Consider the following 25,337-nt stretch of genomic DNA (forward strand, 5'->3'; position numbering starts at 1 on the left):
AGGCAGAATCTCGCAGAAGGGATTGCTTGGGCATGAGGGATTGGAGCGCATTTAGGGATTTGAAAAACAAGGGCTTTGCTGGCTATGAGAGTTTATTCTTTGAGTTTTATGCCAATCTTCTTCTTAGGGCATACAACTTCTGAGTAGGTTTATGGCAATCTCAGTTATAATTATTTAATAAATTATTTAGGCAGAAGTTTAATCAGATTGACGATTGGATTGGTATTTCAGATAAGTATAACTAGTACCATAAATATTACTAAATAGTCTAAAATAAACCGCGTACAGGAACGAAAAGCGATCTGCAGAGCTTATCGGCTTGCACAAACTGTGGGGAAGTTCAAAATGGATTGGCTCATATTAGCATTCCTGGGGACGGTATTTTTTTCCATCGCAGGAGTGCTCGACAAGCTTCTGTTGGAAAATTATACGTATGATTCTAAGGCCTATATAGTCTGCCAGGCATTGGTCCAGCTTATATTCATCATCCCGGTTATGCTATTTGTAGGAGTCAAATTCACATACCCTGAATCCCTTTTCGCTCTGTTACTTGGTTGCTTGCAGATATTTCCCACTTTCTTTTACATGAAAGCTCTGCAGATCGAAGAGGCTTCAAAGGTCTCCGCGATGGAATATGCATACCCTGTATTCGTATTAATTGGCTCCATCTTCCTTTTCGGCGAGATCTTAAGCCCAAAATGCTATGCAGGCGGGCTATTGCTCATAATCGGCACCCTTTTTTTATCCTATAAAAGGGACCGAGGAATCAGCAGGGTTTCAGTTGGCATCTATCCAAAGATTAAAGGCAGCATCAAGGGCTTATCCCCATCGATCAGGCCATTCATGTCATTTTGGATCCTTACCGCTGCGTATTATCTCTCCCTAAAATATCTCCTGTTCTCGATCGATGAGTGGAGCCTTTACATCTGGTCATCGCTTGGCACCTTGATAGTGGCAATGCCTCTCATGGCCGTGCGCTCCATTCGCGAAGAGGTTTTTGGCTTCTTTGGCCGGGGAAGCTTTGCCATAGGAGCATTGATCTCAGAGGAGGCCTTCCAGTTTCTCGGGCTGATCTTCTCCATCTTCGCCTATGCTATTGGATCAGTCACCCTGGTATCCAGCGTAGGAGCCCTCCAGCCCATCCTGACGGTGATGCTGATCATGATCCTCGGTGCCCTAGCGCCAAGGCTGGCCAAAGAGCTGAATGAGAGGACAGACAGATCGTCGCTGATGCAAAAGGGCGCCGCTTTCATGATGGTAATAGTGGGAGTATATTTCGTGAGCTGAATCCCTTGCCAGAAAAAAAGTTCAACTGCAAAGCAGCGGCAGGATATGCTCTAGAAACGCCCCACCTACTTGGGTGGGATTACGTAGTTCCAGCGCCAAATCTTGAAGCTCACCGCAATTATCCCCAGGAATATAACCAGTACCAACAAAGCCTGAAGCCACTCCACGATAGTAATTGCATCCATACCTACACCATTTGAGTGCCTTCTCTTTTATCTGATAAAGGTTTTGGATGCAAAGGCTTTGCACGTAAAGTGGTTTCTGCACGAAAAGTGACAAATACTATCATAGCATTAGTTATATCTAATTATAGGCAATTTGACTTAACTTAATAATAAATAATAACGAGTAAAGCACATTATTATTTCGGCTTTAGCCCGCACTTACTGTCAAAACCCGGTTGCTGGTTATAAAGGATTGATATGAGCAATCTTATCGGTAAGCTTATACGTTGGATAGGAGATACCTTTAGTAAAGGTGATGCGACTATGTTCAAGGGTATTAACTTGTGGTCAAAAGGACTATCCAAGTCACCACAAAAATTTGAGCATTATCAAGAACCCATCACCCGCCAAAGCTACTGTACGTCGGGTCATTTAGCAGGTGGAGTGTCGAGCTATCATTCAGACTATGAAACAACCAGATATTCCGCTTCTGGAATAGGTCGCGCACCTTGCGCAGTCGCTAGAAATAATTTGCTAATTGGCTTGCCTCCGAGTTCCAAGGATCAAAAAACCCCCAACGTCATGGAAGAATGTGTAAAAAAAGACACGACGGCTAAAGAGTTAATTGGGGAACTCGCTTCAAAGCTCCGAGTTAATAAAGACAAATGGGTTCTTATTGCGGTAAGCGACGAAAAGACACCGTATGTATTGAAAATGGGAGATAAACTAGAGAAATTTATTAACAGCAAAACAGAACGACTTTACTTCTATCCAGAGTTTGTGGTTAGAAGATGACATATACGTTCTTTGATCCTGACGACGATAGTAGCGCTCCTCGCGACGATGATGTTAGTGCGATTAGTGGGAATTTAAATGGTGGTACAACTTCATTATGGGCGCAGGATCTCCAAAGACTGTCGCCGATGTCTGATTCTTTAGATGTACTAAAAGACGAGCATAAAGATGTCCGAATTGTTAATGATTCGATTTTGCGCATCTCTGGTTTATTATTGACTGTAACTCTTGGTGCAATATATTTCAGTTTTGATAATTCCGATACTATTCCGAGGTTTACAAAACTTTTCCTATTCATTTCGTCTATTTTACTAGGACTTGCCATTTTTGTTAGCATTTTCACACTTAAAATAAAATCTAGATATATTCTAGAAAATATTGAATTCATTAATGCAATGCAGGAGACAACAGACAATGAAAATAAGTGGACAAACAGAGCAGTAAAAGTAATGCTTGCGGCGGTTTCGTCTCTAGTTATTGGAATGATTGCCTTCGCAATATGTCAGGCTTATAATGATATGTTGAATAATTTTTCTTTATTGAGAATAAGACCTATAGAACTCATCCAAGTGGCTACCAATATCACATATTGGTTTGGCTAAAAGAATGGATTTAGGATTTCCAATGCTTGGCATCGGTCTTTGTCTAATTTCCTTCGCATCTCAACCAACATGACCCGCTTGCTCAGAGCGTGCATTGTATATACTGTATAATCACATAACGACCAAAGACGTTGAAGTTGAAGAGGAGAGATTGGTTTGGGTGAATGCGGAGATCTGAAACTAGAATCTAAAGAGGTCGATGAGCAGATTAAAGAGTTAGATGTGAAAATAACAGAACTAGTCCAGAAAATTGAGGCGAAAAGAGAACGTCGCTGCTTCATATTATGGGCAAATATAACGCAGCCGTTTGTTGACAAAGTATATGATGAACTTAGAACAAAATATACAAATATAGATGGCAAATTGGATGTAATTATTGATTCAGCTGGTGGAGATATAAATGCGGCGTACAATATTGCAAGCTTATTTCAAAAATATGGTAACAGCGAACTGACGTTCTTTATCCCACGATGGGCAAAAAGCGCGGCTACACTGATTGCTTGTTCTGGAGAGACAATTTTGATGACACCGGTGGGTGAACTTGGACCACTTGACCCCCAAATAACTCAAATCAATCCCGCAGAAGAACGCATTGAGAAATTCTCTCCGGTGCATATAAGCACTACTTTTGAAATGATTCGCAATGAGTTTGCCAGTGGAAATAAGGATTTTGCAGAAGGACTATTGAAGCGGTTACAATTTCCTTTGACGCTAGGGAGTTTCGCCAAGGCTATAGAGATTAGTGAGCAATATCTTACGAAAGTATTAAAAGAACGTATGGGAAAAACAGGAAAATTGGTTCAAGAACCCTCAAAAATAGCAAGATGCCTTTCAAGAGAATATACTGATCATGGATTTTGTATAAATCTGAATGAAGCCAGAAGTATAGGTTTAAATGCAGATGAACTAGATGGAGAACTTTTAGACCTTGTGTGGGATATATATACAAATTATAAACTAAGAGAAAAATTGAAACGGGATAAACGAAGTGAATCTTTAGGGAAATTAATAAGTAGCTTGCCACCCGAAGTATTAGATAAATTAAGGAAAACCGCTGAATTACCTGAAAGTACTGGTGTTATTAATGATGAAGATTGAAGAATTGGATATGAGCGCGTTGACACTAACACTAGCAGAGGCTATCTTATTGCATACTGGCCGAATATCCATAGAAGATATAAAAGCTATGCCATTTCTTGACAATGACAGAGATGCGGAGTTGATAGCTGATCACCTACGAGCAAAATTTGGAGCGAGAAGGCATATAATCTGTGGCCAAAAAGGAGATCTGAGCGATTGGGATGAGTTGATTGTATTAAATTCAGTTGTTTAATCTTTAAAATCCGTGGCTGTTGACAATCGTCTCCTTTTCTCCTCTCTTACATATTTAACTGCTATGTAGCTCATCAAGTTGCTCAAAGGAACTCCTGTTTCCTTTGCTTCTTGCTCTAAGAACTCTCTAGCGTCATCCGGCAATGTCACGGCCACGCGTTTGGATTGCATATATTCAGCCATAGTGTCTCATTGCGCAGTCAAAGGATAAATAAGTTATGTACAGTTACTTTTAGTAACTTATAAATACTAATAATACCTATTAGTATCTATGACAAATGCCCCCAAATCCCGCGAACTCCGAGGCAAAGAAATAGCAGAGAACGGCAACGTCAAAAAGGTCAACGACCACTCTTTCAAAGTGAAATCTCAATCAGGCAAAGGTGCCTATGAAGTCAAATCTACACAAACAGGCATGACTTGCACCTGCCCAGATTTCGTTTATCGCGGCGGAAAGTGTAAACACATAGCAGCAACGCGATATTACTTAGAAATCGAGAATGACACGCCAGAAGGCGTAGTTACTGAGAAAGTCCATCTGACCTACGCGCAGGCTTGGAACGCATACAACGAGGCTCAGAAGGCAGAGGTTAATCTGTTTGATGATCTGCTTAAGGACTTGGTTAAGGCAATTCCAGAGCCAGAGCAAACCAACGGCAGGCCGCGCTTATCTCTTCAAGAAACCATGTTCTGCGCGATCCAGAAGGTCTACTCTCAGCTATCCAGCCGCCGCGCTCATAGCCTCTTCCAGAACGCGACCGAAAGAGGGCAAATAAGCCGTGCACCTTACTTCAACGCACCATCTGCCTTTTTCAACCAACCAGAGACGACCCAAATCTTGCATAAGCTTGTCACTCTATCGGCGTTGCCTGTAGCTGGAATCGAGGAAGATTTCTCAGTAGATTCAACTGGATTTCGCACAACCACATTCAGTGCCTATAATGGTGTTAAGCATGGCCAAAAGAAAGAGCATCAATGGGTCAAGGCTCATCTTTGCGCTGGCGTGAAAACCAACGTAGTTGCCGCTGTAGCGATTACTGATGCCTATAGCAATGACTCTCCTCAATTCGGGCCTTTGATCAAAAAGACCTCCAATGGATTCACTATCAATGAGGTTACAGCAGATTTGGCATATTCTTCGCGTGCTAATCTGGAAGAAGTCAAGAACGTTGGCGGTATGGCCTTCATCCCATACAGGAAAAACGCTACTGGTAAATCCAGAGGTTCTGCCCTTTGGAGCAAGATGTTTCACTATTTCCAGCTTAACCGTGATGAGTTCATGGAGCACTACCATAAGAGAAGTAATATTGAGGCTACCAATGCCGCCATTAAACGCAAGTTTGGTGAAACTCTGAAATCCAAGAATCCTGTAGCCCAAGTAAACGAGCTACTGGCTAAAATTATTGCGTACAACCTGACGGTAGTAATCCATGAGATGTACGAAAATGGGATACAACCAGAATTCTTGCACGTAAAGTAGGGCCAAATTCCCCTTTTACGTGCAAAGCCGGATGCAAAAGATGATATGGGGTGAGGTTATCATTCCGGGAGAAACGCTAAGAGGCCTGTTATGCTCAATGTGACCTTCCTCGGAACCGCCGGATCGCTACCCACTCCGGAGAGGAATCCTTCAGCCATACTGATCAACCGCGAAGGAGAAATGCTCCTTTTCGACTGCGGAGAGGGAACGCAAAGGCAGATGATGCGCGCCAGAACCGGCATGATGCGCTTGAACTATATCTTTTTAACCCATCTTCATGCCGATCATATCCTGGGCATTCCCGGTCTCCTGGAGACCATGGCCTTTCAGGGAAGAGTTGAGCCCATAACCATAGCCGGACCGATACATACCGCCCGGCTGGTGGAGTGCTTCAAGTCGGTATGCTACTTCTCCCGCAACTTCGAGGTCATCGCCCTGGAGCTGTCGCCGGAGGACGTGGTGAAGATGAAGGGATATCAGGTGAGGGCCATAGAGACCCGTCACAGCGTGCCCAGCCTGGGCTACGTTCTGGAGGAAGATCAACGGCTCGGCAGATTTGACCGTGATGCTGCTATCTCCCTGGGCGTTCCTCCAGGGCCCTTATTTGGCAGGCTGCAGCATGGCCATGAGGTGGCGGTGGAGGGAAGAGTGGTTCAGCCTCAGCAGGTTATGGGGCCGCCAAGGCCGGGCAGAAAGGTTGTATACACCGGGGATACCAGGCCCTGCCGGTCGGTGGAGGATGCTGGTCGGGGAGCGGATCTCCTGATCCATGACTCTGCTCTGGCCAGCGATATGATAGAATGGGCGATGGAGACAAAACACAGCACGGCAAAAGAGGCGGCAGAGCTGGCCAGGCGTGCCGGGGTCAGACACCTGATCCTGACCCATATAAGCTCCCGTTACTCTGAGGACAGCTCCCAGCTATTGAATGAGGCGAGGCTCATCTTTGAGAAAACGGATGTAGCAGAGGACCTGATGTCCCTGGAGATAAGGTTCAAGGATGAATGAAGATCCAGCTTTTAGGAGTCATCGCTCTCGATTCATCAATCCGTCTATTCCCCATTTTTCTCCTGATCATCGATATTGAGATCGTCGTCAGCGCTCAGGTTATCTGCTCTGAGTAATTCCAATGCCCTGGCTTCCTCCTTCATCCTTCTTTCTCGCTCCTCGCTCAGGGCCTTGGTAATCTGCACAGCTATCTCATCCTCTCTACCGATGAGGGAGATGTCCAAAGATTCCATGGCGGATTCGATCATCCCCCTGCTGTGTTCCAGGTCCATGCCCCTGCTCTCCGACTCGACGCCCCGGCGGAAGAGGTCATCGATCCTGTCTGCTGGCATGCCGAGGGCAGTTGCAGCTGAGATGGCCCTTCCAAACATCTCCATGTCGATATAAAACTGCATACCGTCCTGGTATAGCATCTCGGATTGGCTCGTTCTTCCCGCATTCTTGGCTATGAGGGCAGCCCAGAGGTAATCTCCTGCGTCCACCAGGATGCTGATGGCCTCATCTATCATTCCTCTGTCCCTTGCCATGGCTGCAGCATACTCGATCTCACCCGCCTGGGCCAGAACAGCCACGCCCTCTTTTGCCAGGTCGTCCGGCAGTTCAATGCGGTTTTCTCTTTCCATAAGATAGGAGACCTTTTCTTCGAAGTTCATCCTCTCAAATTCATCTCTCAAGCTCATATCTCCAGAATGAAATGATGGCATCAACAAATAAGGCTTTTGTCAGCATCCATGCAACTTGAAGATACCTTTAAAAAAATGCATAATATTTCATCATTTTATATGTCAAAAATTGAAATTGTGCTCATAAACTATCGGCAGCGAGTAGCACGCAAAAGCATTTAAATCTACAAAAAGATATATAGCTGCAACTACATGCTAAATGCCATCAGTAATCACAAGGACTGAACGGGATCGAATGGCGATGAGAGAACATGTATGGGAACGTATCTCCTAAGACATCCCTCAAGAGATGATGATGATGGATAGAATAAAGGCGGCTGTATCTTCATATTATCAGCATGATCGGGCTGCTATTATTCCAAAGAGGGATTCGAAGGTTTTTAACTTCACAATTATAGCAGTTGCTATATATACAATTTACCTGATCATCAGCCAGCAGCTCAGAAATGACACCTATGCGGTGATTTTTTTCACCGATTGGATTGCATTTATCATCAATGGTTTCATGACTCTATGCCTGTTTTATGGCGCCAGCCAATCCAGGAAGATCAGCCGAAATGTCTTCCTCGCCTGGCTGATGATGGCCATCGGCCAGCTCTGTTTCACCCTGGGGGACGGACTATGGGCATTGATGGAGACGTTTAAAAATCAAGCGCTGTTCAGCTCAATTGCAGATATACCATGGCTCATGACCTATGTCCTTTTCATAATAGGCATACTGCTTTTGCCTTCCATTAAGATAACCCCGCGAGAGAGGACAAGGATCCTATTGGATGCAGCCATTGTGATCGTAACCTCCGGCCTATTCTTCTGGTCGCTTATCTTTCAGCCCGTCATCTATCAGAACAGCAATTTGAGTCCCTTAGACATGGCGTTGATCGTAGCCTATCCGATTTTTGATCTGATCTTGGTCTTCTTAGTGGCAGAGATGCTCTTTCTAAAGCTGAGCCTCCCCGGAAATGAAGCTCTGAAGTTCCTCGCTCTGGGAGCAGGTGTTTGGATCGCCACAGATACTATATATTTTATGCAGATTCTAAACGAAACCTATCAGCCGGGTGGACTCCTGGATAGCGGTTGGGTTGCAGGATACCTATTGATGGGCCTAGCCGGAATAGCCCAGGGAGAGGCAGCGAAGAGGGGCGCATTTAGCGCCAATCGGGATATTGAAGTGCGCTACGACCGGGCCGGGTGGCCTCTTTATCTTCCATACCTATGCGCAGCCGGGGCATTTTTCATGCTCGTCTGGAGTCGCGATCATAATTTTGCCATATCCTTTGGCAGCCTCTCCCTCAGCGTGGGGGTGATAATAGGCCTGGTGTTCATCCGGCAAATGATAATCCTTAATGAAAATGCCCTGCTATATCGGGAGGCTCAGCTTGAGATAGCAGAGAGAAGAAAAGCGGAGGAAGAGGTCAAGCGGCTCAACGAGGATCTGGAGGAGAGGGTAAGGCTTCGCACTGCAGAGCTAGAGGCCACCAACAAGGATCTTTTAGTGGCCAAGGCCAAGGCGGAAGCAGCTGCAAGGGCCAAATCCAATTTTCTGGACAATATGAGCCATGAGATAAGAACGCCCATGAATGCGATAATTGGCATGGCCCGTCTCCTGCAAGGAACGGATATAAAGCCTGAGCAGCGAGACTTCCTCGATACCATTCAAAAGAGCGGCAGTGCCCTGCTTGCCATCATCGACGATATCCTGGACTACTCCAAGATCGACGGGGATAAGATGGAATTGGTGAATGTGCCTTTTGACCTTCAGATCTGCATTGAGGACTCTTTGGATCTGGTGGCGATAAAGGCATCGGAGAAGGGTCTGGAGCTGGCTTATCTGCTGGAGAATGACGTTCCAAAGAGGATTGTGGGAGATGTCAATCGCTTAAGGCAAGTCCTGGTCAACCTTCTGGGAAATGCTGTTAAGTTCACAGATCGAGGAGATGTTGTGCTAAAGGTCAGCTCCAGACGGCTTGAAGGGAGTGACGACAAGGTTGAGCTTCACTTTGCAGTCAGGGACACGGGAATAGGCATCTCCCCTGAGAACCAAAGCGAGCTCTTCCAGTCCTTCACTCAGGTTGACTCCTCAAAGACCAGGAGCTATGGAGGGACAGGCCTGGGATTAGCCATCAGCCGGGGGATTGTGGAGCGAATGGGTGGGAGGATATGGGCGGAGAGCGAGATTGGAACTGGCAGCTCCTTTTACTTCGATTTTGCTGCTGATGTGGCAGATATTTCAGCAGATCTACAGGATCTCGATGGCGGTTCACCTACCCCTCGATCGAGATTGGAGAACAAGAGGGCGCTTATCATAGATGACAATGGTTCTGCTTTAGAGATGCTGATTCGCGCTACCCGGTCGCTGGGAATGATCACCAATGGGGCTTCGAGCCTGCAGGAGGGCAAGACCCACCTTGAGAGAGAGGAATATGATGTCGTGCTCATGGATGCCATGATGACGGATGAGGATGGTCAGGATCTGGCAGAAAAAATCAAGAGCAAAAGATATGGAGAGGTCTGGCTGGTTCTCCTCTCACCCCTGGGTCGGGGCTCTAGTTCCAAGGTTATGGCCGATGGCTGGCTGAACAAGCCGGTGAAAGCTCTTCAGCTCCGCAATCTTCTAGAGGATCTCATATCGCACTCAGAAAACGAGACGCCAATAGCAGAGAATAATGCTTTCCTGGAAGGTCCCATTGCTGAAGCTCGCACCATTCGCATTCTGATGGCAGAGGACAATCCCGTCAATCGGAAGGTAGCACTCAGCATGCTCAAACGGCTTGGATATCAGGCAGATGTGGCGGAAAATGGATTGAAGGTCTTGCAGGCTTTGCAGGAGAAGCCTTACGATATCGTCTTGATGGATGTGCAGATGCCGGAGATGGACGGCCTGGAGGCAACCCGTCGCATTCGAGATTCAGGATACAACACCTGCATCATCGCCATGACTGCCCATTCAATGGGCGAAAGTAGGGACGAGTGTTTGGACGCGGGAATGAACGCGTACATAAGCAAGCCTATAGAGATAGAGGAGCTGGCACGTGTTCTGGAGTCATGCATCCAAGGTTGTGCGATAGCAGGATAGATCTTGGGATTCCGCAGAAAAATCGAGTCTCGGACGGGCCAGCGCCGATCCACAGCGCCCTTTCAGGAGGAGCTAGTCACATTGTGACAGCCTGCCACGTCCCGAGACCGATTCAATGCCGGGCTATAATGCAATCTAAGCACTGGGCCCTTACACAGCGTCCTTTTTGCGGGAACCCGAAATCATCGCCAGATGCCGGGTCATTCAATTGCACTGTCTGCGGCATTGTGCCGCGCCATAAAGCCGGAGCGATATTTCCCATATTAAGCCGATTAAGGCATACTACGCCGATCAAGGCGCGTATCTCTTTGACCTGCGGGGTCTTATCGGCCTTTTTGGTGCTTTTTCGGATGCTGTCCCGATAACAGCACCTCTCAGGTCTTATTGGTCTGCGGCGTATCTATGGTGAGATACGTCCGATACCTATGGCCTTGAGAGCAAAGCCGTCAAGCTTTTATCGCTTATGCAGCTTTTTGACGCGGCAATCTATCTATATAATCATTATAGTTATTTGTAGTTTTCGGTCGGAACTGCACCGTCGAGTCGATCAAGCCAAATCGAATGAATTAAGTGGCTAGACATCAATCAAAGCCTGTGAAGATAGTATATAGCAGAGAGATGGAGAAAAGGTATCCGACAAACCCGGTGGAGAATCCGGACAGGGTCTCCCTTCCCGCAGAAATGCTTGAGGGATTGGAGTTTATTGAGCCCATTCCGGCAGATCTGGAGGATATCGCCAGAGTGCACGGGCCTGAGCACATCGGCCGGGTGAAGACCTCTGGGCTTTACGATGCTGCGGTTCTTGCCGCCGGCGGGGCTATCTGCGCAGCCGAGCAGGCTGTCGGAGGAGATCCGGCCTTCGCCCTCATCCGCCCGCCAGGCCACCATGCATCATCCAACCGGGCCTGGGGAATGTGCTTTTTCAATAATATGGCCATAGCGGTGCAGAAGATCCGGCCCAAAGCGGAACGGGTGCTGATAATCGACATCGATCTTCACTTTGGCGATGGCACAGTGAGCATCTTCCGGGGAGATCGCAATGTGAAAATCGTCAACCCCTGGTCGGTAGACGAGAACTTCGAGTATTTGAACATGGACCAGAGCCGGTATTTGGCACAGGTGAAAGAGGCCTTTTTGGGATTCGACTGCGACATTGTTGGAGTCTCGGCCGGCTTTGATACATATCTGGAGGACTGGGGAGGCCTCTTGAAAAGAGAGGATTACAGAGAGATAGGCAAGGCCATCCGGGAAGGATCAGAGGAAGAGTGCATGGGCAGGAGGTTCGCCCTGCTCGAGGGAGGATATCACCCGGACCTGGGATGGTGCATAAAGAGCTTCATCGAGGGATTCAGGTGAATTGGCTGAGAGTGCTATCAGGCTGAACCACGAATATATTCGCATCAAATCCGCGCTCTTCCAGCTCTTTTTCCAGCAAAATCCTTCTATTTCCCTCCCGGTCTACCATCGTCAGGCTCTCCAGGCGCCACTCGCCGGTCTGATTGGCTGGCAAGATTATGCTGGCATTATACCACCCATCCTTCGCCGATCCGGCGGTGATGCTTGCCGAAGGGAAGAGAGCTACTGCTTCCATTCCACCGGGCCCGGTGAACCTGGCTTCAGCTCCAAAGAAAGCCTGGTCATCTATAGCATGAAGGGTGATATTGACCGGCTGGGAGTAATTGGCCGGGATCGATGGTGGCTCGATGACAAGGCCCGCAAGGCTGGGGGCCTGATCGTCTGCCATCAGGCTGGAGGAGAGTCTCCTGGGCGGGCTCAGGGGATCGGCCTCGCTTCCAGAGAGGAAGTCCTGGCTGCTGCCACCAATCTGGATGGTCTTCTCGATGGAAAAAGCGCCTATCAGGTCCTCTACGCTTCGGCCGTACTCAGTGACTGAGCCAAAGGCGGGGGTATTCGAGGCGATGGCGAGCAGGATAAATGCAAAGATGAGTGTGGGGAAGACGGATATTCTATTCACGATTCTGATAATGCAATTGGAGGAGAGAAATAGCTTTTGGCTCCTCGCTATTTTGTATGGGTGAACTTGAATCGGAACAACTCTATGTCTCCGTGCCTTCTGTGGTGAACCGCTATGCTCTGACCCAATCACAGGGGAACAGAGGCTATATTTCCTGCCTCACCCACATAATTCAGCGAAGGGCCTACCTTTTCCCTGCAGAGAGCACTTCATAAATGATTTTTGGCTCCTCGCTATTTGGTGTGGGTTCGTGCGCTAGTCAGGAATTCGACATTTTTTCATGATCCTCTGTGCGCTCTGTGACTCTGCGGTTTTTATTCCGTATTCCGTAAACCACCAGGGTTAATTATCCCGCTACTCACTCGATACAGCGAAGAGCCTGATTTTTTCTACAGTGCTGGGGCGCAGGGGTAGAGAGGGCTCCGGTCTTCAGGCCGGAGATGAATCGTACCCCGCCCTACGCTATGAACCTTAATATACTAATAACGGCTTAGAACTGTACATGCTTAAGGCTTACAAGTTCAGGCTTTATCCCACAAAGAGCCCATGATCCTCAGGCGGGGATCATGCCCAAAGCATGAAAAACCCATAGAGCCATAGGCAAGGCTGATATGGGCAGTGAAGGTTGATCTGTGACCTGAGACATGATCTCGACACAAAGACAACCATGATCTCGTGGATGCCCAAATGCGTCTTTGAACGCGTATGTGAAGTTGCACGCACGAGTGATCATCATCTGCCCATATCAGGCAAGTGAGACGATGGACTCAGATAAGGAAATAGTTTGCGGAGCAGATATCCACAAGGATTTTCTTATTGCTACAATGATATCCCGAAGTGGATTGAAGCTCCAAGAACGTTTTAATATGAACCAAGATGGCCTCTTGGCATTCAGATCCTGGATAATAAACCACAGATGCCAGAGGCTGGCTGTAGAATCCACGGGAGGTTTTTGGTATCCTATCTTCACCATTCTAGAAGGTCATGTCGAATTTATCCTGGCCAATGCATATCAGATCCGGAATATTGAGCACAAGAAAACCGATAAACTTGATTCGGAACGAATCGCGATATATTGTCTCAATAATCTCATCACGCCCTCCAGAATCTATCCAAAAGACTACCGAGATCTAAGAAGCATAACTCGTGCTCGTGAGACACTGGTCAATGCAAGGTCCAAAATCAAGAACCAGATTCATCAATCACTTTCGACCTGCTGCATCAAGCTCTCCTCAGTCATATCCGACTCTTTTGGCAAATCTGGAAGATATATCATTGATAGGCTTCTGGAAGGAAAGACGATCGATCAGATCATATCTGGAATACCTTCGAAGAGGATTCGGAAAAAGGAGGACGAACTCAGAGAAGCCATCAAGAATGGATTAGATCCCGTTCAGGTATTTTTGATCAAGGCAAATCTTGATGTCATAGATGATATTAGCAAGAAGATAAAAATTCTGGAAGCTGAGATCGCCGAAAAAGTCAAACCCTTCGAGGATGATTTGAAAATTATTTTGTCTGTTCCAGGTGTTGGATTCATTTCGGCAGCTACCATTATTGCAGAAATGGGAGATTACAGGGACTTTCCGAGTGCGGATAAGATGGCAAAGTACTTCGGTATTGTGCCTTCGGTCTACCAATCGGCAGGGAAGCTGCGAACTGGGAAGATCACTAAGACGGGATCTAAGCATATGCGAAGGATCTTGGTGGAAGTTGCAAAAGCCATATCCAGGACCAAGAAGAATTCAAGGTTAATGAGATTCTTCCAGAGGATATTGGCAAGGTGCGGAAAGAAGAATATTGCAACCGTTGCGCTCGCCAGAAAAGTGCTCTGCATCATCTATCATTTGCTTATGAATCACGAGAATTATCAAGAACCAGAGGTCACGAAAACCAAACCAAAAATTCCCAGCTCTGTTTCGCCCATAAGAATGATGGATATCGACGAGATGATAAAGATCATCAGTCAGGCAGGATACTTGGTGGAGAAAGATTTGAAGGAGGGATGCGGATGATCCGCAGCATCTTGTTTTTTTAAGTTTTTCATGTGAAGTCTCAGATAACCAAGATGGAGCGAACGCTGGACTTGTGCCGATGGACATACAACCAGACTCTAGCATACAGAAAGAACGCCTGGGAGAATGAAGGCAAATCAGTTTCCAAATATGAAACGAACGCTCTTCTTCCTGGTTGGAAAGAGGATAAACCCGAACTGAGAGACGTATATGCTCAGACCCTTCAGAATGTTCAGGAGCGGGTAGATCTAGCCTTTAAAGCCTTTTTCAGAAGGTTTAAGGCGGGAGAAGAACCCGGATATCCCAGATTCCGAGGGAAGGGTTGGTACGATTCATTTACTTATCCACAACCTGAGAAGGGCGGCAATCTTGTTAACGGCATGGTACGTCTTCCCAAGATAGGCGATATCAAGATCAAGCTCCATCGCCAGATAGAAGGCAAGATCAAACGGCTGACCGTCAGAAGGACAGCCACAGGCAAATGGTTTGCATGCTTCTCCGTCGAAACTGAAGATGTTCCTCTCCCCCCCTGGAAAGATGGGGCTGTAGTAGGTATTGATGTCGGCCTTGAGAGCTTCGCCACCTTTTCCAATGGTGAGACGATAGCTAATCCTCGATTCTTCCGAGAAGAAGAACACGAGTTAGCTAGAGCCCAAAGGAAACTCTCTAAGGCTCCTAAAGGAACTCCAGATCGCAAGAAAGCTCTTAAGGTTGTTGAGCGAGTCCATGAGCGGATAGCTAACAAGCGATATGAGTTTGCCCATCAGGTTAGTCATAACTTGGTAGATAGATTTGGTCTAATAGCTTTTGAAGATCTTAACATCAAAGGCATGGTTCATAATCATTGCCTGGCTAAAAGCATCTCAGACGTAGCTTGGACCATGCTAGTACAGCCGGGCTGAGATGAACCTGACGATAAGGTTTTATATATAATCATTGACAGATACTCTACAACAGGGGAGTATCAATGCCGGGTCCGAAACCACCAGCAATCAACTTGAACGACGTCGAGCGCCAAGGGTTGGAATTGCTTGTTCGTCGGTATACTACAGGGCAGCAAAAAGTTATCCGAGCACGGATTGTTTTGCTGGCTGCGATGGGTAAGAACAATCGTGAAATCGCTAATGAATTAGAGGTTTCCTTGGACACTGCTCGATTATGGCGACGACGATGGCTGGACTTGCAGCCGATTTCTTTGGATGATCTGAGTATTGAAGAACGCTTGGATGACCTGCCAAGACCAGGAGTACCACCTCGTTTAACTGCAAACCAGATTTGTCAGATCCAACAGCTGGCTTGTGAGAAACCTGAAGAATCGGGACGTCCAATTAGCCAATGGACAAGCCGTGAGATTGCAGCAGAAGTAATAAAGCGGGGCATTGTAGATACGATTTCAGCTCGTCATTCTGCCAGGATTCTAAAAAAAATGACCTCCAACCGCACTTGATTCGTTACTGGCTAACACCTGCTCCGGACGATCAATTCGACGAAAAGGTAGACGATATCAATTCACTGTATCAACAAGCCATTAATTTGGCTCAAAAAGGTGAAGTCGTAATGAGCATCGATGAAATGACTGGGGTACAAGCTCTCGAACGCAAACACCCTGGATTGCCAATGGCACCAGGAAAAGTGGAACGCAGGGAGTTTGAATACATCAGGCATGGAACTCAATCATTCATCGTGAGCTTTGCGGTAGCCAACGGAAAGGTTGACACCATTTCTTGCGGCGATACGCGCAATGAAGATGACTTCGTATCCCATATCAAGGAAGTGGTAGAAAGATCCTTATCCACATCCCGCTGGCACTTTGTCGCCGACAATCTCAATATCCATAAATCAGAGTCTCTTGTGAGGTATGTGGCAGATGTATCCGACTTGGACATCGACTTAGGAATCAAAGGCAGAGATGGTATTCTGAAGTCAATCGAAACTCGCGAATCATTCTTGGCCGATCCATCTCACTCAATTGTCTTTCACTACACGCCGATACACGCTTCTTGGATGAACCAGGTCGAAATATGGTTTAGCATTTTGGTCAGGAAGCTGCTCAGGCGGGCCAGCTTTGCTTCTATCAATGATCTGAACGCCAAGGTTCTGGCGTTTGTCGAGTACTTCAACAAGACAATGGCAAAGCCATTCAAATGGACATATCGAGGGAAGGCACTTACTATCTAAAATTGGGCTTATTTAAGCCCGGCTGTACTAGTGACTTTAACCTCTTACAAGGCTGCAAGTGCCGGTTCGGTGGTGGTCCTGGTAGATCCAAGGAATACGTCTAAGATGTGTTCCAGGTGTGGTACTCTCATTGAAAAGTCGCTGTCCGATAGAGTCCATAACTGCACTCTGTGCGGGCTGTCGATGGACCGGGATTGGAACGCAGCGATAAATATTCTCAGATTGGGATTGCAATCTGTCGGCACAGGAAGCCGTGGAAGCCCTGCTCTTTAGGGCGGGGAGCAGTCACTCTGCTACCTCAACCATCGTCTCCCCGTTCTCTTTCATATAGATCCGGACATCCCTCCCCAAAACTCTCTTATGGAAGAGACGGGGCTCATTTCGCCGCAGTTGGACCAGTATGTCCATCGATGTCACATGCAGCTTAATACCCATTTCATCGGCAGCCGCGAAGATCATCCTGGGGATATCGAAGACATCCGTTCCCTCCTTTACGAATAAAGAGATCGGGGCGCGAATCATCATCCACTGCTGAACGGTCCTCTGCGCCCGGGCAATATTCTTGTGAGCCCTCTTCTCCAGAATGCTGATATTGGAGCGGGTGGTCCCCAGCCGATCGGCCACATCCTGCTGAGAGAGGCCCTGATGGCGCATCTGCAGCACCGCAAGCTGCCTTTTGGTCAGAAATGAATAGGAAGATCCTTCAGCTTCTGTATCTGACCTCTCCGAATCATCCATCTTTTCTGCACCTTCTTCGTGTTCAAAAATCATCCTATCATCTCAGAAACTAGAGGTATAAGAAGATAAATTCATCCTTTTATCCTTTGACATAGCATCACTAGGATAATCGCAGTCCTCTGTCCAGCCATGCACCTCAGGAGGTAATCGACAGCTACAACCTTCTTGATATCCTGCAGAAGGGCAGCCCCCCCAGAGGCTTCTAGATCCCAAGACCCGCATTATTTAGCAATAATGGACACTTCGAGCCGATAAGGGTTATCTTTATCATTTATCGCCCACTAGCAGAGGCACTATGTCTCTGGATGAGGTTATGGTCACGAAGGCCATTGTTGAAGGCTATCTAGAGAGCTTTCTGGAGAATACAGAGGTAGAGGCAGCATTAGTGGGTGCTGGACCCGCCAATCTGGTAGCGGCCAAGCGTTTGGCCGAGGCGAATATCAAAACAGTGCTCTTTGAGAAAAGGCTCTCCGTCGGTGGCGGTCTATGGGGCGGCGGAATGATGTTTCCCAGGATCGTAGTACAGCAGGCGGCAATTCGCATACTTGAGGAGTATGGCATCCGATATCATGAGCACTGCAAGGGATACTATGTTGCAAATTCAATAGAGACCGTGGCCAAGCTGACGGCTAGGGCAATTGATGCAGGCGCACAGATCGTCAATTTGGTCACAGTTGAGGATGTAATGATTCGTGAGCAGGATCGGGTGGTTGGCCTGGTCATAAACTGGACTGCAGCAGAGATGGCTCAGATTCACGTTGATCCGCTCTGCATTCGAGCCAGGTATGTCATCGACGGCACAGGCCATGAGGCATCGGTCTGCCGGGTGGTGGCACGCAAAATTCCGGGAGCGATCATCGGCATAGATGGGGTAAAGGGCGAGAAGCCCATGTGGGCGGAAGTGGGTGAGAGAACCGTGGTGGAGATGACGCAGGAAGTCTACCCTGGCCTGGTTGTGGCAGGCATGGCTGCTGCTGCCGTCTGCGGCGGCCCGAGAATGGGGCCTATTTTCGGAGGCATGCTCCAATCAGGCGAAAAAGCGGCAGGAATCGTCATCGAGAATCTGAATAAATAATCTAAGATCCTCTCCCACAGGAAGTTCCACAATCTTGATTAAGCTGAATTGAGCTTCATCTGATGATGCTAAAGAATAGATCCATCCTCGTCACCGGAGGTGCAGGCTTCATAGGCAGCCACCTGGTGGAAAGGCTGCTTTTGGATAATGAGGTGACAGTGCTGGATAACTTCAGTTCAGGAAGAATCGAGTTCCTCGAGCCTTATCGGGATATTCCTGATTTTCATCTGCTAACAGGCGACCTCATGAATCCCAAAATTCTGGATAATGCAGTATCAGGAAAGGACTTCATCTTCCATCTGGCCGCCAATCCCGATGTGAAGCTGGGGTCAGAGGACACTCATGTTCATCTGGAGCAGAATGTGCTGGCAACCTACAATCTCCTGGAGGCTATGAGAAAAAATGACGTGCGCCAGATGGCATTCACCTCCACCTCCACCGTCTACGGCGAGGCGGCACAGGTCCCCACTCCAGAGGACTACGGCCCGCTTCTGCCCATCTCCCTCTATGGAGCCTCCAAGCTCTCCTGCGAGGCGCTGATCTCCTCTTACTGCCATACCTTCCAGATGCAGTCCTGGATCTACCGGTTTGCTAATATCGTGGGCGAGCGGGGGACACATGGGGTGCTGGTGGACTTCATCAGAAAGCTACGAGAGAATTCGGGGAAGCTGGAGATCCTGGGCTCAGGAAAGCAACGCAAGTCCTATCTGGAGGTGAAAGATTGCATCCGGGCCATGATTCATGCAGTCGAGCATTCCTCGGGCGAGGTCAATGTCTTCAACATAGGATCTGAGGACTCGGTGGATGTCACCGAGATTGCAGATATTGTGGTCGGGCAGATGGGCCTTGATAGGGTCGAGTATAACTACACCGGTGGGATCGATGGCCGGGGCTGGAGGGGGGACGTAAAACTGATGCTTCTCTCCATTGAGAAGATCAAAAGGCTGGGCTGGAGTCCAGAGCTGGGATCGGCCAGGGCCCTGGAAGTGGCGGTTAGGGCGCTTCTCAAGGATGATTGATGAAATTGATATAAACAAAGATAAAAAATTGCCAGCCCTTTTTTTCAGCTGGATTATTTCACATTGCTAACTGCCCACCTGGTCTCCTTCCACCAGTCGCCCTCCAGCAGAGTGGCATTGTAGCCCATGAGCCGCAGGCTGAAAAAGAGGCTGTAGGCCTCTGGCGTCCCGTAGACCACGGCGGTCCCGGACTCATCCAGCCGGCTGCCGAATAGATCCTCCAGGATGCTGGCATCTTTAATCCCTGAATCTTTATAGATCCTATCCAGGCTCAGGGGCATGGCCTCATTGGTGATTCTGTTCTTGCCGTACTCAGAAAAGTCCCGCGCATCCAGAATGCTGATATCGGATAGCCCAAGCAGGCCATCAAGACTCTCGGGAGTTACCAGGAGCCCTGGCACCACGTGGCTGGTGTAGTTGGTAGGCGTAATAGACGGTGCATTTGCGCTCAGATCCAATCCTGCATTCAGGGCGGCATCAATTCCTCCGTCAAGCAGGCTGATGTCCTCATGCCCCAGGTATGAGAGGGCCCAGAAGACAAAGGGTGCACCATGATCGCTGGAATCGCCATAGATGAGGAGCCGATCGCTTGCGATTATTCCCGCCTGGCCCAGAGCCTCCTGGGCCAGGATCGGATCCAGGACTCCATCCTTTTGCAGGTCCTTCCAGTAAAGGTTGCGAGCGCCTGGGATATGTCCCTCCTGGTACTTTTGAGCAGAGCGCACATCCAGAACAATTCGATCGTTTTCGATCAGATTCGCCCGGGTGAGGATCGAAGCTACAGGATAATCGGCAGACTTATCTTCAATGGTATTCGATTCGGCCTGGGCTTGTGAATTCGGCATGTTCTGCTCGACAGGAGGACTTGGGCTCAGCATGCTGTTCTCATAGGATTCCTTCTGGGCATACCAGCCATCCAGGTTCGTCCAGTCCGGGCAGTCGGGACAGAACTCCCCTGTCTCCGTGCCTGCCAGTGCAGTGCCAAATAGGATAATCAGAGAAGTGGCTGCCAGCAGGGATATGAAAAAAGCAGTTCCTGCAATCTCTCGCTGCTGCTTTTGACCAGATACACCCAAACCCATCCAAATCACTCAGAAGGTATGGATTTTTTCCACTATTTCAGGCTTGCTAATCCTTTGCCCACCCCTGCCTTTCGCCTTTGCTCCTCCTCCTCCCCCCTTCCATTGATCATCGCCAGATCATCCTCCCAAATCCTTAACAGAAACTATAAATACACAATATTGCTCATTGTAGCAGTGTAATATACTATAATGTACTAAAATGCGCATCAAACAAAAACGCTGAATAAGCCACGACTTAGGAGTTGCCGAGATTGAGAGGAACATCGATACGTATGGAGAGGATATTCAACCGCAGTACCGGAAACGCAGTCATAATACCCATGGATCACGGGGTTACCGTTGGACCCATCAAGGGAATCAAGAGCGTCAAGAACATCGCCGATGCCGTAGCTCGGGGGGGAGCGGATGCTGCTGTGGTTCACAAGGGCGCGGCCACCTTCGGCCATCGAGGCTACGGCCGGGATCTCGGCCTGATAATTCACCTTTCCGCTTCCACTGCTCTGGGACCTGATCCGAACAACAAGGTCCTGGTGGCGACGGTGGAGGAGGCTTTAAAGATCGGAGCGGATGCGGTTAGCATTCACGTCAATGTGGGTGCAGAGGACGAGAGCAGAATGCTCTCCACGCTGGGCGAGATCTCCCGCCATTGCCAGGAATGGGGCATGCCTCTCTTAGCGATGATGTACCCCCGGGGAAGAAAGATCAAGGACGAGTACTCTGCAGAGAGCATCGCCCATGCTGCCCGGGTGGGTGCGGAGCTGGGGGCGGATATCGTCAAGACCAACTACTCAGGAGATCCGGATAGCTTTGCCAGTGTGGTCGATAGCTGCCCGGTTCCAGTGGTGATCGCAGGCGGCCCCAAGGTGGAGACGGAACTGGACCTGCTCCGCATGGTGGAGGGGGCGATCGCCTCAGGAGCGCGGGGGGTTGCCATTGGGAGGAACGTCTTCCAGCACCAGGATCCCGAGCTGATCACCAGAAGGATCTGCGGGGTGGTGCACAAAGGGCTCAAGGCGGAAGAGGCGGCATCCTTAGAGAGATCTATAAAAGACTGACCTCCTGCGGAGGCCATTCAACTTAAAGCCGGAGGGGCCAGCAAATATAAAAAGATCTAAAAGCCTCCATTAGTTCGATGAAAGGGCCAGGGAATGTTTCGATCTCAAGGATAGCATCAGCGGTTATTCTCTTCTTATTCCTCCTGGCGGCTGTCTCTTTTTCATATTCCGTTTCTGCAGAGGACGAAGAGAACGGGCGTCCCGATCTGGATATCTCCTCGGTCTATGGCAGGCTGGATACAAATGGCCCTTCGACATTGTACGTCCTGCTGCATAACAATGCTACTGCACAAGCCACCGAGAGACAAGAATCCCAAGAGTTGGATCTTGATCCGGCAAAAGCCAGGGGAATTACAGCAGAGCTTGTTAGCGATGACGAGCGGGTGAGGGTTTTGTCCGGGCCCCAGATGGCCGGCTCCCTTGGTCCGGGTGAGAACACCACGGTGGAGTTCATGGCCCTGGCAGAGGGGGCAGAGGTGGGCATCTATCCCGCCAGGCTCAGGCTGAGCTACTCTCGCCTGGAGAGGGTTTCGATCTCCAGCGAGGACATAGCCCCTGACATCATATTTGTCTATGAGGATCTATCCGAACAGCTGCCTTTGCCGGTCAAGGTGGTCCTCGGGCCGAAGATAATGATACAGGAGATCGAAGGAGCGGCAAGGCCGGGGGAGGCAACTGAGCTTGAGGTTGTGGTGGCCAACGAGGGGGACGAGGCCGCCATTGACCTCCGGCTGGAGGCAAGAGCCAATTCGCCATTCCTCCGGGCAGGGGATGAATTGGTAAATGAATCGGATGAAAAACAAAACTATAAGGACCTCGAGGCGGGATCTGAGGCATCCTTTGAACTCATGGTTCTCACCGAGGGCAATACCACGTCCGGATACGCTCCCCTTCCCTGCAGTATCTCTTACCGGATTTCACCACCCGGGGAGGATATGGACCAGATAGGCAAGGGTAGCGAGAGGCGGGAGGATATTGCTCTCCTGGTGATGGTAGAAGAGGACTCTCATCTTGAGGCATGGATGCTCTTTTTTGCTGGCATTCTCATTATTCTCATCCTGGCGGCGGCATACATTTATTTCAAGAATTTCAAGCGAAATGGGTCAGGCAGGAGCGACTTTGGCAAAAAGAAAAGGCTCCTCGCTATTTTGCATGGGTGAAATTGAATCGGAAACTCTCTGTATCTTTTCGCCTCTGTGGTGAACCGCGATGCTCTGACCCAACCACAGAGGCGCAGAGGAACAAAAGGCCATATTCTCTGCCTTAACTCACCCACATAATTCAGCTAAGAGCCTGATCTTATTCCCCTTTTCTTTGCGGATCATCGGACTTGATATAGCGCATGCTAATTAGGGCAGCTAATGCTCCCAGGCCGCCCAGGCCCAGGCCGATGGCCATAACCCTGGTCTCCAGCTGAATCAGCATCAGAAGATTGAATAATATCCCCAGAACGGGAAGGACCGCAAGCTTCCCCAAAGATATTGGCACCCGGAAGGGGCGAGCGATCTGGGGCTTTTTGTATCGCAGGGATATCAGGACGGCATTGATCACAATGAAGGTCACAAATACGGTGAAGTTGTTGACATTGGCCACGAAGGCGATATCCTCCAGGAAGACAAAGGACATGGCTATGATCATGGAGAGGATTGTAGCAATCCAGGGAGCATGGGTTCGAGGGTGGACAGATGCCAGGATTGGGGGAAGCGATCCGGAACTGGCCATGCCGTAGATGATCCGGGATGAGGCGAGGAGCATGAGCAGAACGGTGTTGGTGGTAGCAAAGAGCGCCATGATGGATATGATGGCAGAGGCATTCGGCCCCAGGGCATAACGGGCGATGTCAGAGAAGGGGGCAGAGGAGCAGCTCAGCTCCTCCCAGCCCAGGACGCTAACCGCAGAGATGGCCACCAGTATATAGAGTATGATGCTTGCGGATATTGCCAGAACCAGCCCCCGTGGGATGTTTATCTCCGGATCCTTCGCTTCTTCAGAGAGCTTTACTATCTCCTCAAAGCCAATGAAAGCAAAGAATATCAGGGCAGATGCCTGCAGAATGCCCGCGCTGCCTAAAGGAGACATCTCCAATAGGTCCACACTGCCAAGATAGGGAATGCCCATATAGATCACAAGCACCAGTCCCAGGGCTTCCACAGTGGTCAGGACGATGGCCAGCCGGGTGGAATGAGTGATGCCGAAGAGGAGGACTAAAGAGAGAACCGCCAGCAAAGCGATGGCAGAGGGCAATATGGGCGTGCCGGTGAGCGCCTGGAAGTAGCCGGCAAAGCCAAGAGAGACCGTAGCCGCCCCCACCACTCCGCTGAATATGATCATCCAGCCGACGAGGAAGGCCAAGAACCCTCCAAAGGCCTGAGAGGTGTATTCGTATTCAGCGGCAGCTTTAGGAAACATGCTGGCCAGCTCGGCATAAGAGAGGCCGGTCAATAGGGCGATCAATGCCGATAGAGCAAAGGATATCCAGACCGCATTGCCCGCCAGACCCGCTGCCTCGCCGATAAGGGCATAGATCCCAGCTCCTAAAATTATGCCGACCCCGGATATGGTGACTTCAAGCAATCCCAGGGTGCGCCGAAGCCCTATCTTCTTTGCCACAGGCCTAAGATAGGAAATAATCTATTTATGGCTTTTCGGGAGCAACTGCTAAAAGATATAAGCCTGGAGCGGAGGAATCAATTGCAATGAGCATGAAAGATAGCGCCTCAGCTTTTAGAAAGAGAATGGCGGAAAATTTTTTGAGGCGATTTGATCATGCCGACCGGCACAGTCGCGGAGCTCTTCGACTTCTAGCCGCCACATTCAGCCGCATGTCTGAGACGGAAAGCTGGGATGCAGCAGCAGCGATTGCCTACTATTCCCTCTTCTCCCTCTTTCCAATGCTGATATTGCTGGTGATTTTAGGGACTTCGTTTCTCCAGACCAAAGAAAACTACCATCAGCTGATGAATTTTATTGGCGGGATTCTCCCCCCGGCAGAGAGCCTGGCAAGAGAGAACATTCAGGTGATCCAGGATCTGGGGGATAAGCTGAATATGCATCTGCCCCTCAAGGATCTATTGCAGGAAAATGTCAATCAGATCCTTCACTTGAGGCTGCCGGTGGGGATAGCTGCGGGGGCAGGTCTTTTGTGGTCGGCGACTGGTGTGTTTGTGATTCTGTCCAAGAACATAGATCGCGCATGGAGCAACTCCGAAGGGCGAAATCCTCTGGAATGGCGTTTAGTAGGCATTGCCATGGTCGGGAGCCTCCTTATCGGACTGATCATCCTCTCCATGGTGGTAGTCTCCCTGATCGGACTCCTGGACTTTAGCCTGGGCCTGTTGCTGGGCGAAGGGGGTGTTTATCATATGCCATTGGAGTCGAAGCTCTTGTACAGACTGTTTCCCGATGTTGTGATCTTCATCGCCTTCACCATCCTTTACTGGTGGGCTCCAAAGGTGGATATTAGATGGTCTGACGCCGCTTTTGGGGCATTTGTGGCCACTTTATGCTGGGAGCTTTCCAAGATGGGCTTTGCCTGGTATCTGGAGAGCGGCCTTTCCAATCATATGCTGGTCTACGGCTCACTGGGCACTGTAGTCATCCTGATGTTGTGGATCTATCTGAGCGGTTTGATCTGCCTCTTTGGAGCGCACCTTGTCGCCCAGATGGTGGGACGGAGGCAGGCGAAGGCAGCACCAAGAGAGAGCCATATAAATAAAGATTCAAAGGCTGGTGGAGCATAATGGTGCCCCTCAAAAAATTATATATTTTAGAATAGC

At 48.9% G+C, this 25,337-nt stretch carries 24 protein-coding genes and 2 pseudogenes; 20 read left to right on the plus strand and 6 right to left on the minus strand.

The window, feature by feature from the left end; genetic code table 11:
* Positions 1 to 345 precede the first annotated feature (345 nt).
* The 5 genes from MCON_RS13585 (at position 346) to MCON_RS13605 (ending at position 4,181) form a co-directional block, all read left to right on the plus strand.
* Positions 346 to 1,287, plus strand: a complete 942-nt coding sequence (locus MCON_RS13585) for an EamA family transporter (protein ID WP_013720516.1) — start codon at positions 346 to 348, stop codon at positions 1,285 to 1,287.
* A gap of 422 nt (positions 1,288 to 1,709) precedes the next feature.
* Positions 1,710 to 2,246 (plus strand): hypothetical protein, encoded by a 537-nt coding sequence (locus tag MCON_RS13590; protein ID WP_048132540.1) that lies wholly within the window; start codon positions 1,710 to 1,712, stop codon positions 2,244 to 2,246.
* The gene (locus MCON_RS13595; protein WP_048132542.1) at positions 2,243 to 2,848 is read left to right on the plus strand and encodes a hypothetical protein; all 606 of its coding nucleotides are present in this window, start codon (positions 2,243 to 2,245) and stop codon (positions 2,846 to 2,848) included. The genes MCON_RS13590 and MCON_RS13595 overlap by 4 nt, the downstream gene beginning before the upstream one ends.
* A gap of 156 nt (positions 2,849 to 3,004) precedes the next feature.
* Entirely contained in the window at positions 3,005 to 3,946 is a 942-nt protein-coding gene (locus MCON_RS13600; protein ID WP_013720518.1) for an SDH family Clp fold serine proteinase, read from the plus strand.
* On the plus strand, positions 3,933 to 4,181 hold the full coding sequence (locus tag MCON_RS13605) for a hypothetical protein (protein ID WP_048132543.1): 249 nt from the start codon (positions 3,933 to 3,935) through the stop codon (positions 4,179 to 4,181). The genes MCON_RS13600 and MCON_RS13605 overlap by 14 nt, the downstream gene beginning before the upstream one ends.
* Here the strand turns inward: MCON_RS13605 and MCON_RS13610 are convergent.
* On the minus strand, positions 4,178 to 4,363 hold the full coding sequence (locus tag MCON_RS13610; protein ID WP_013720519.1) for a ribbon-helix-helix domain-containing protein: 186 nt from the start codon (positions 4,361 to 4,363) through the stop codon (positions 4,178 to 4,180). The genes MCON_RS13605 and MCON_RS13610 overlap by 4 nt on opposite strands.
* Before the next feature lie 88 nt (positions 4,364 to 4,451).
* On the opposite strand from MCON_RS13610, the gene MCON_RS13615 reads away from it, so the two are divergent.
* Both MCON_RS13615 and MCON_RS13620 read left to right on the plus strand, forming a co-directional pair.
* Complete coding sequence (locus tag MCON_RS13615; protein ID WP_013720520.1) at positions 4,452 to 5,660, plus strand: transposase; 1,209 nt, start codon at positions 4,452 to 4,454, stop codon at positions 5,658 to 5,660.
* Positions 5,661 to 5,750: 90 nt separating this feature from the next.
* Complete coding sequence (locus MCON_RS13620) at positions 5,751 to 6,668, plus strand: ribonuclease Z (protein WP_013720521.1); 918 nt, start codon at positions 5,751 to 5,753, stop codon at positions 6,666 to 6,668.
* A 44-nt stretch (positions 6,669 to 6,712) separates the two neighbouring features.
* On the opposite strand, the gene MCON_RS13625 is transcribed toward MCON_RS13620, so the two are convergent.
* Positions 6,713 to 7,348 (minus strand): hypothetical protein, encoded by a 636-nt coding sequence (locus MCON_RS13625; protein WP_048132545.1) that lies wholly within the window; start codon positions 7,346 to 7,348, stop codon positions 6,713 to 6,715.
* 508 nt (positions 7,349 to 7,856) lie between these two features.
* Here MCON_RS13625 and MCON_RS15385 point away from each other — a divergent pair.
* Positions 7,857 to 10,424 (plus strand): hybrid sensor histidine kinase/response regulator, encoded by a 2,568-nt coding sequence (locus tag MCON_RS15385; RefSeq protein WP_162145024.1) that lies wholly within the window; start codon positions 7,857 to 7,859, stop codon positions 10,422 to 10,424.
* Between the two features lie 594 nt (positions 10,425 to 11,018).
* Positions 11,019 to 11,780 (plus strand): histone deacetylase family protein, encoded by a 762-nt coding sequence (locus tag MCON_RS13635; RefSeq protein ID WP_048132547.1) that lies wholly within the window; start codon positions 11,019 to 11,021, stop codon positions 11,778 to 11,780.
* Here the strand turns inward: MCON_RS13635 and MCON_RS13640 are convergent.
* Complete coding sequence (locus MCON_RS13640; protein WP_013720525.1) at positions 11,773 to 12,399, minus strand: hypothetical protein; 627 nt, start codon at positions 12,397 to 12,399, stop codon at positions 11,773 to 11,775. The two genes, MCON_RS13635 and MCON_RS13640, sit on opposite strands and share 8 nt — an antisense overlap.
* 502 nt (positions 12,400 to 12,901) lie before the next feature.
* Here MCON_RS13640 and MCON_RS17205 point away from each other — a divergent pair.
* The 6 genes and pseudogenes from MCON_RS17205 to MCON_RS15760 all read left to right on the plus strand — a co-directional run.
* Positions 12,902 to 12,949 carry a helix-turn-helix domain-containing protein gene (locus MCON_RS17205; protein ID WP_157863879.1) on the plus strand — a complete coding sequence of 16 codons (48 nt, stop codon included), beginning with the start codon at positions 12,902 to 12,904 and terminating at the stop codon, positions 12,947 to 12,949.
* 211 nt (positions 12,950 to 13,160) lie between these two features.
* Positions 13,161 to 14,414 (plus strand): IS110 family RNA-guided transposase, encoded by a 1,254-nt coding sequence (locus MCON_RS13645; protein WP_013719824.1) that lies wholly within the window; start codon positions 13,161 to 13,163, stop codon positions 14,412 to 14,414.
* Positions 14,415 to 14,446: 32 nt separating this feature from the next.
* Positions 14,447 to 15,304, plus strand: a pseudogene (locus MCON_RS13650) (RNA-guided endonuclease InsQ/TnpB family protein); the annotation flags it as partial.
* Positions 15,305 to 15,411: 107 nt separating this feature from the next.
* Positions 15,412 to 15,861 carry a helix-turn-helix domain-containing protein gene (locus MCON_RS13655; protein ID WP_157863667.1) on the plus strand — a complete coding sequence of 150 codons (450 nt, stop codon included), beginning with the start codon at positions 15,412 to 15,414 and terminating at the stop codon, positions 15,859 to 15,861.
* A 110-nt stretch (positions 15,862 to 15,971) separates the two neighbouring features.
* Positions 15,972 to 16,592 carry a transposase gene (locus MCON_RS13660; RefSeq protein WP_202795792.1) on the plus strand — a complete coding sequence of 207 codons (621 nt, stop codon included), beginning with the start codon at positions 15,972 to 15,974 and terminating at the stop codon, positions 16,590 to 16,592.
* Positions 16,593 to 16,616: 24 nt separating this feature from the next.
* Positions 16,617 to 16,865, plus strand: a pseudogene (locus tag MCON_RS15760) (zinc ribbon domain-containing protein); the annotation flags it as partial.
* 12 nt (positions 16,866 to 16,877) lie between these two features.
* Here the strand turns inward: MCON_RS15760 and MCON_RS13665 are convergent.
* Positions 16,878 to 17,363, minus strand: coding sequence for a Tfx family DNA-binding protein (locus tag MCON_RS13665; RefSeq protein WP_013720528.1), 486 nt, complete (start codon positions 17,361 to 17,363; stop codon positions 16,878 to 16,880).
* 262 nt (positions 17,364 to 17,625) lie between these two features.
* Here MCON_RS13665 and MCON_RS13670 point away from each other — a divergent pair, with 262 nt between their 5' ends.
* Together MCON_RS13670 and MCON_RS13675 are read left to right on the plus strand one after the other, a co-directional pair.
* Positions 17,626 to 18,405 carry a sulfide-dependent adenosine diphosphate thiazole synthase gene (locus tag MCON_RS13670; protein ID WP_013720529.1) on the plus strand — a complete coding sequence of 260 codons (780 nt, stop codon included), beginning with the start codon at positions 17,626 to 17,628 and terminating at the stop codon, positions 18,403 to 18,405.
* 62 nt (positions 18,406 to 18,467) lie between these two features.
* The gene (locus MCON_RS13675; RefSeq protein WP_013720530.1) at positions 18,468 to 19,424 is read left to right on the plus strand and encodes an NAD-dependent epimerase/dehydratase family protein; all 957 of its coding nucleotides are present in this window, start codon (positions 18,468 to 18,470) and stop codon (positions 19,422 to 19,424) included.
* A 53-nt stretch (positions 19,425 to 19,477) separates the two neighbouring features.
* Here MCON_RS13675 and MCON_RS13680 read toward each other — a convergent pair whose 3' ends face one another.
* Positions 19,478 to 20,506, minus strand: a complete 1,029-nt coding sequence (locus tag MCON_RS13680) for a sulfurtransferase (RefSeq protein ID WP_013720531.1) — start codon at positions 20,504 to 20,506, stop codon at positions 19,478 to 19,480.
* 251 nt (positions 20,507 to 20,757) lie between these two features.
* On the opposite strand from MCON_RS13680, the gene MCON_RS13685 reads away from it, so the two are divergent.
* Positions 20,758 to 21,561 carry a 2-amino-3,7-dideoxy-D-threo-hept-6-ulosonate synthase gene (locus tag MCON_RS13685; RefSeq protein WP_269798817.1) on the plus strand — a complete coding sequence of 268 codons (804 nt, stop codon included), beginning with the start codon at positions 20,758 to 20,760 and terminating at the stop codon, positions 21,559 to 21,561.
* Positions 21,562 to 21,638: 77 nt separating this feature from the next.
* On the plus strand, positions 21,639 to 22,721 hold the full coding sequence (locus MCON_RS13690; RefSeq protein ID WP_013720533.1) for a COG1361 S-layer family protein: 1,083 nt from the start codon (positions 21,639 to 21,641) through the stop codon (positions 22,719 to 22,721).
* Between the two features lie 139 nt (positions 22,722 to 22,860).
* On the opposite strand, the gene MCON_RS13695 is transcribed toward MCON_RS13690, so the two are convergent.
* The gene (locus tag MCON_RS13695) at positions 22,861 to 24,171 is read right to left on the minus strand and encodes an APC family permease (RefSeq protein ID WP_013720534.1); all 1,311 of its coding nucleotides are present in this window, start codon (positions 24,169 to 24,171) and stop codon (positions 22,861 to 22,863) included.
* 86 nt (positions 24,172 to 24,257) lie between these two features.
* On the opposite strand from MCON_RS13695, the gene MCON_RS13700 reads away from it, so the two are divergent.
* Complete coding sequence (locus tag MCON_RS13700) at positions 24,258 to 25,301, plus strand: YihY/virulence factor BrkB family protein (protein ID WP_013720535.1); 1,044 nt, start codon at positions 24,258 to 24,260, stop codon at positions 25,299 to 25,301.
* Positions 25,302 to 25,337: the final 36 nt, after the last annotated feature.

The sequence above is a fragment of the Methanothrix soehngenii GP6 genome (assembly GCF_000204415.1).
Classification (GTDB): domain Archaea; phylum Halobacteriota; class Methanosarcinia; order Methanotrichales; family Methanotrichaceae; genus Methanothrix; species Methanothrix soehngenii.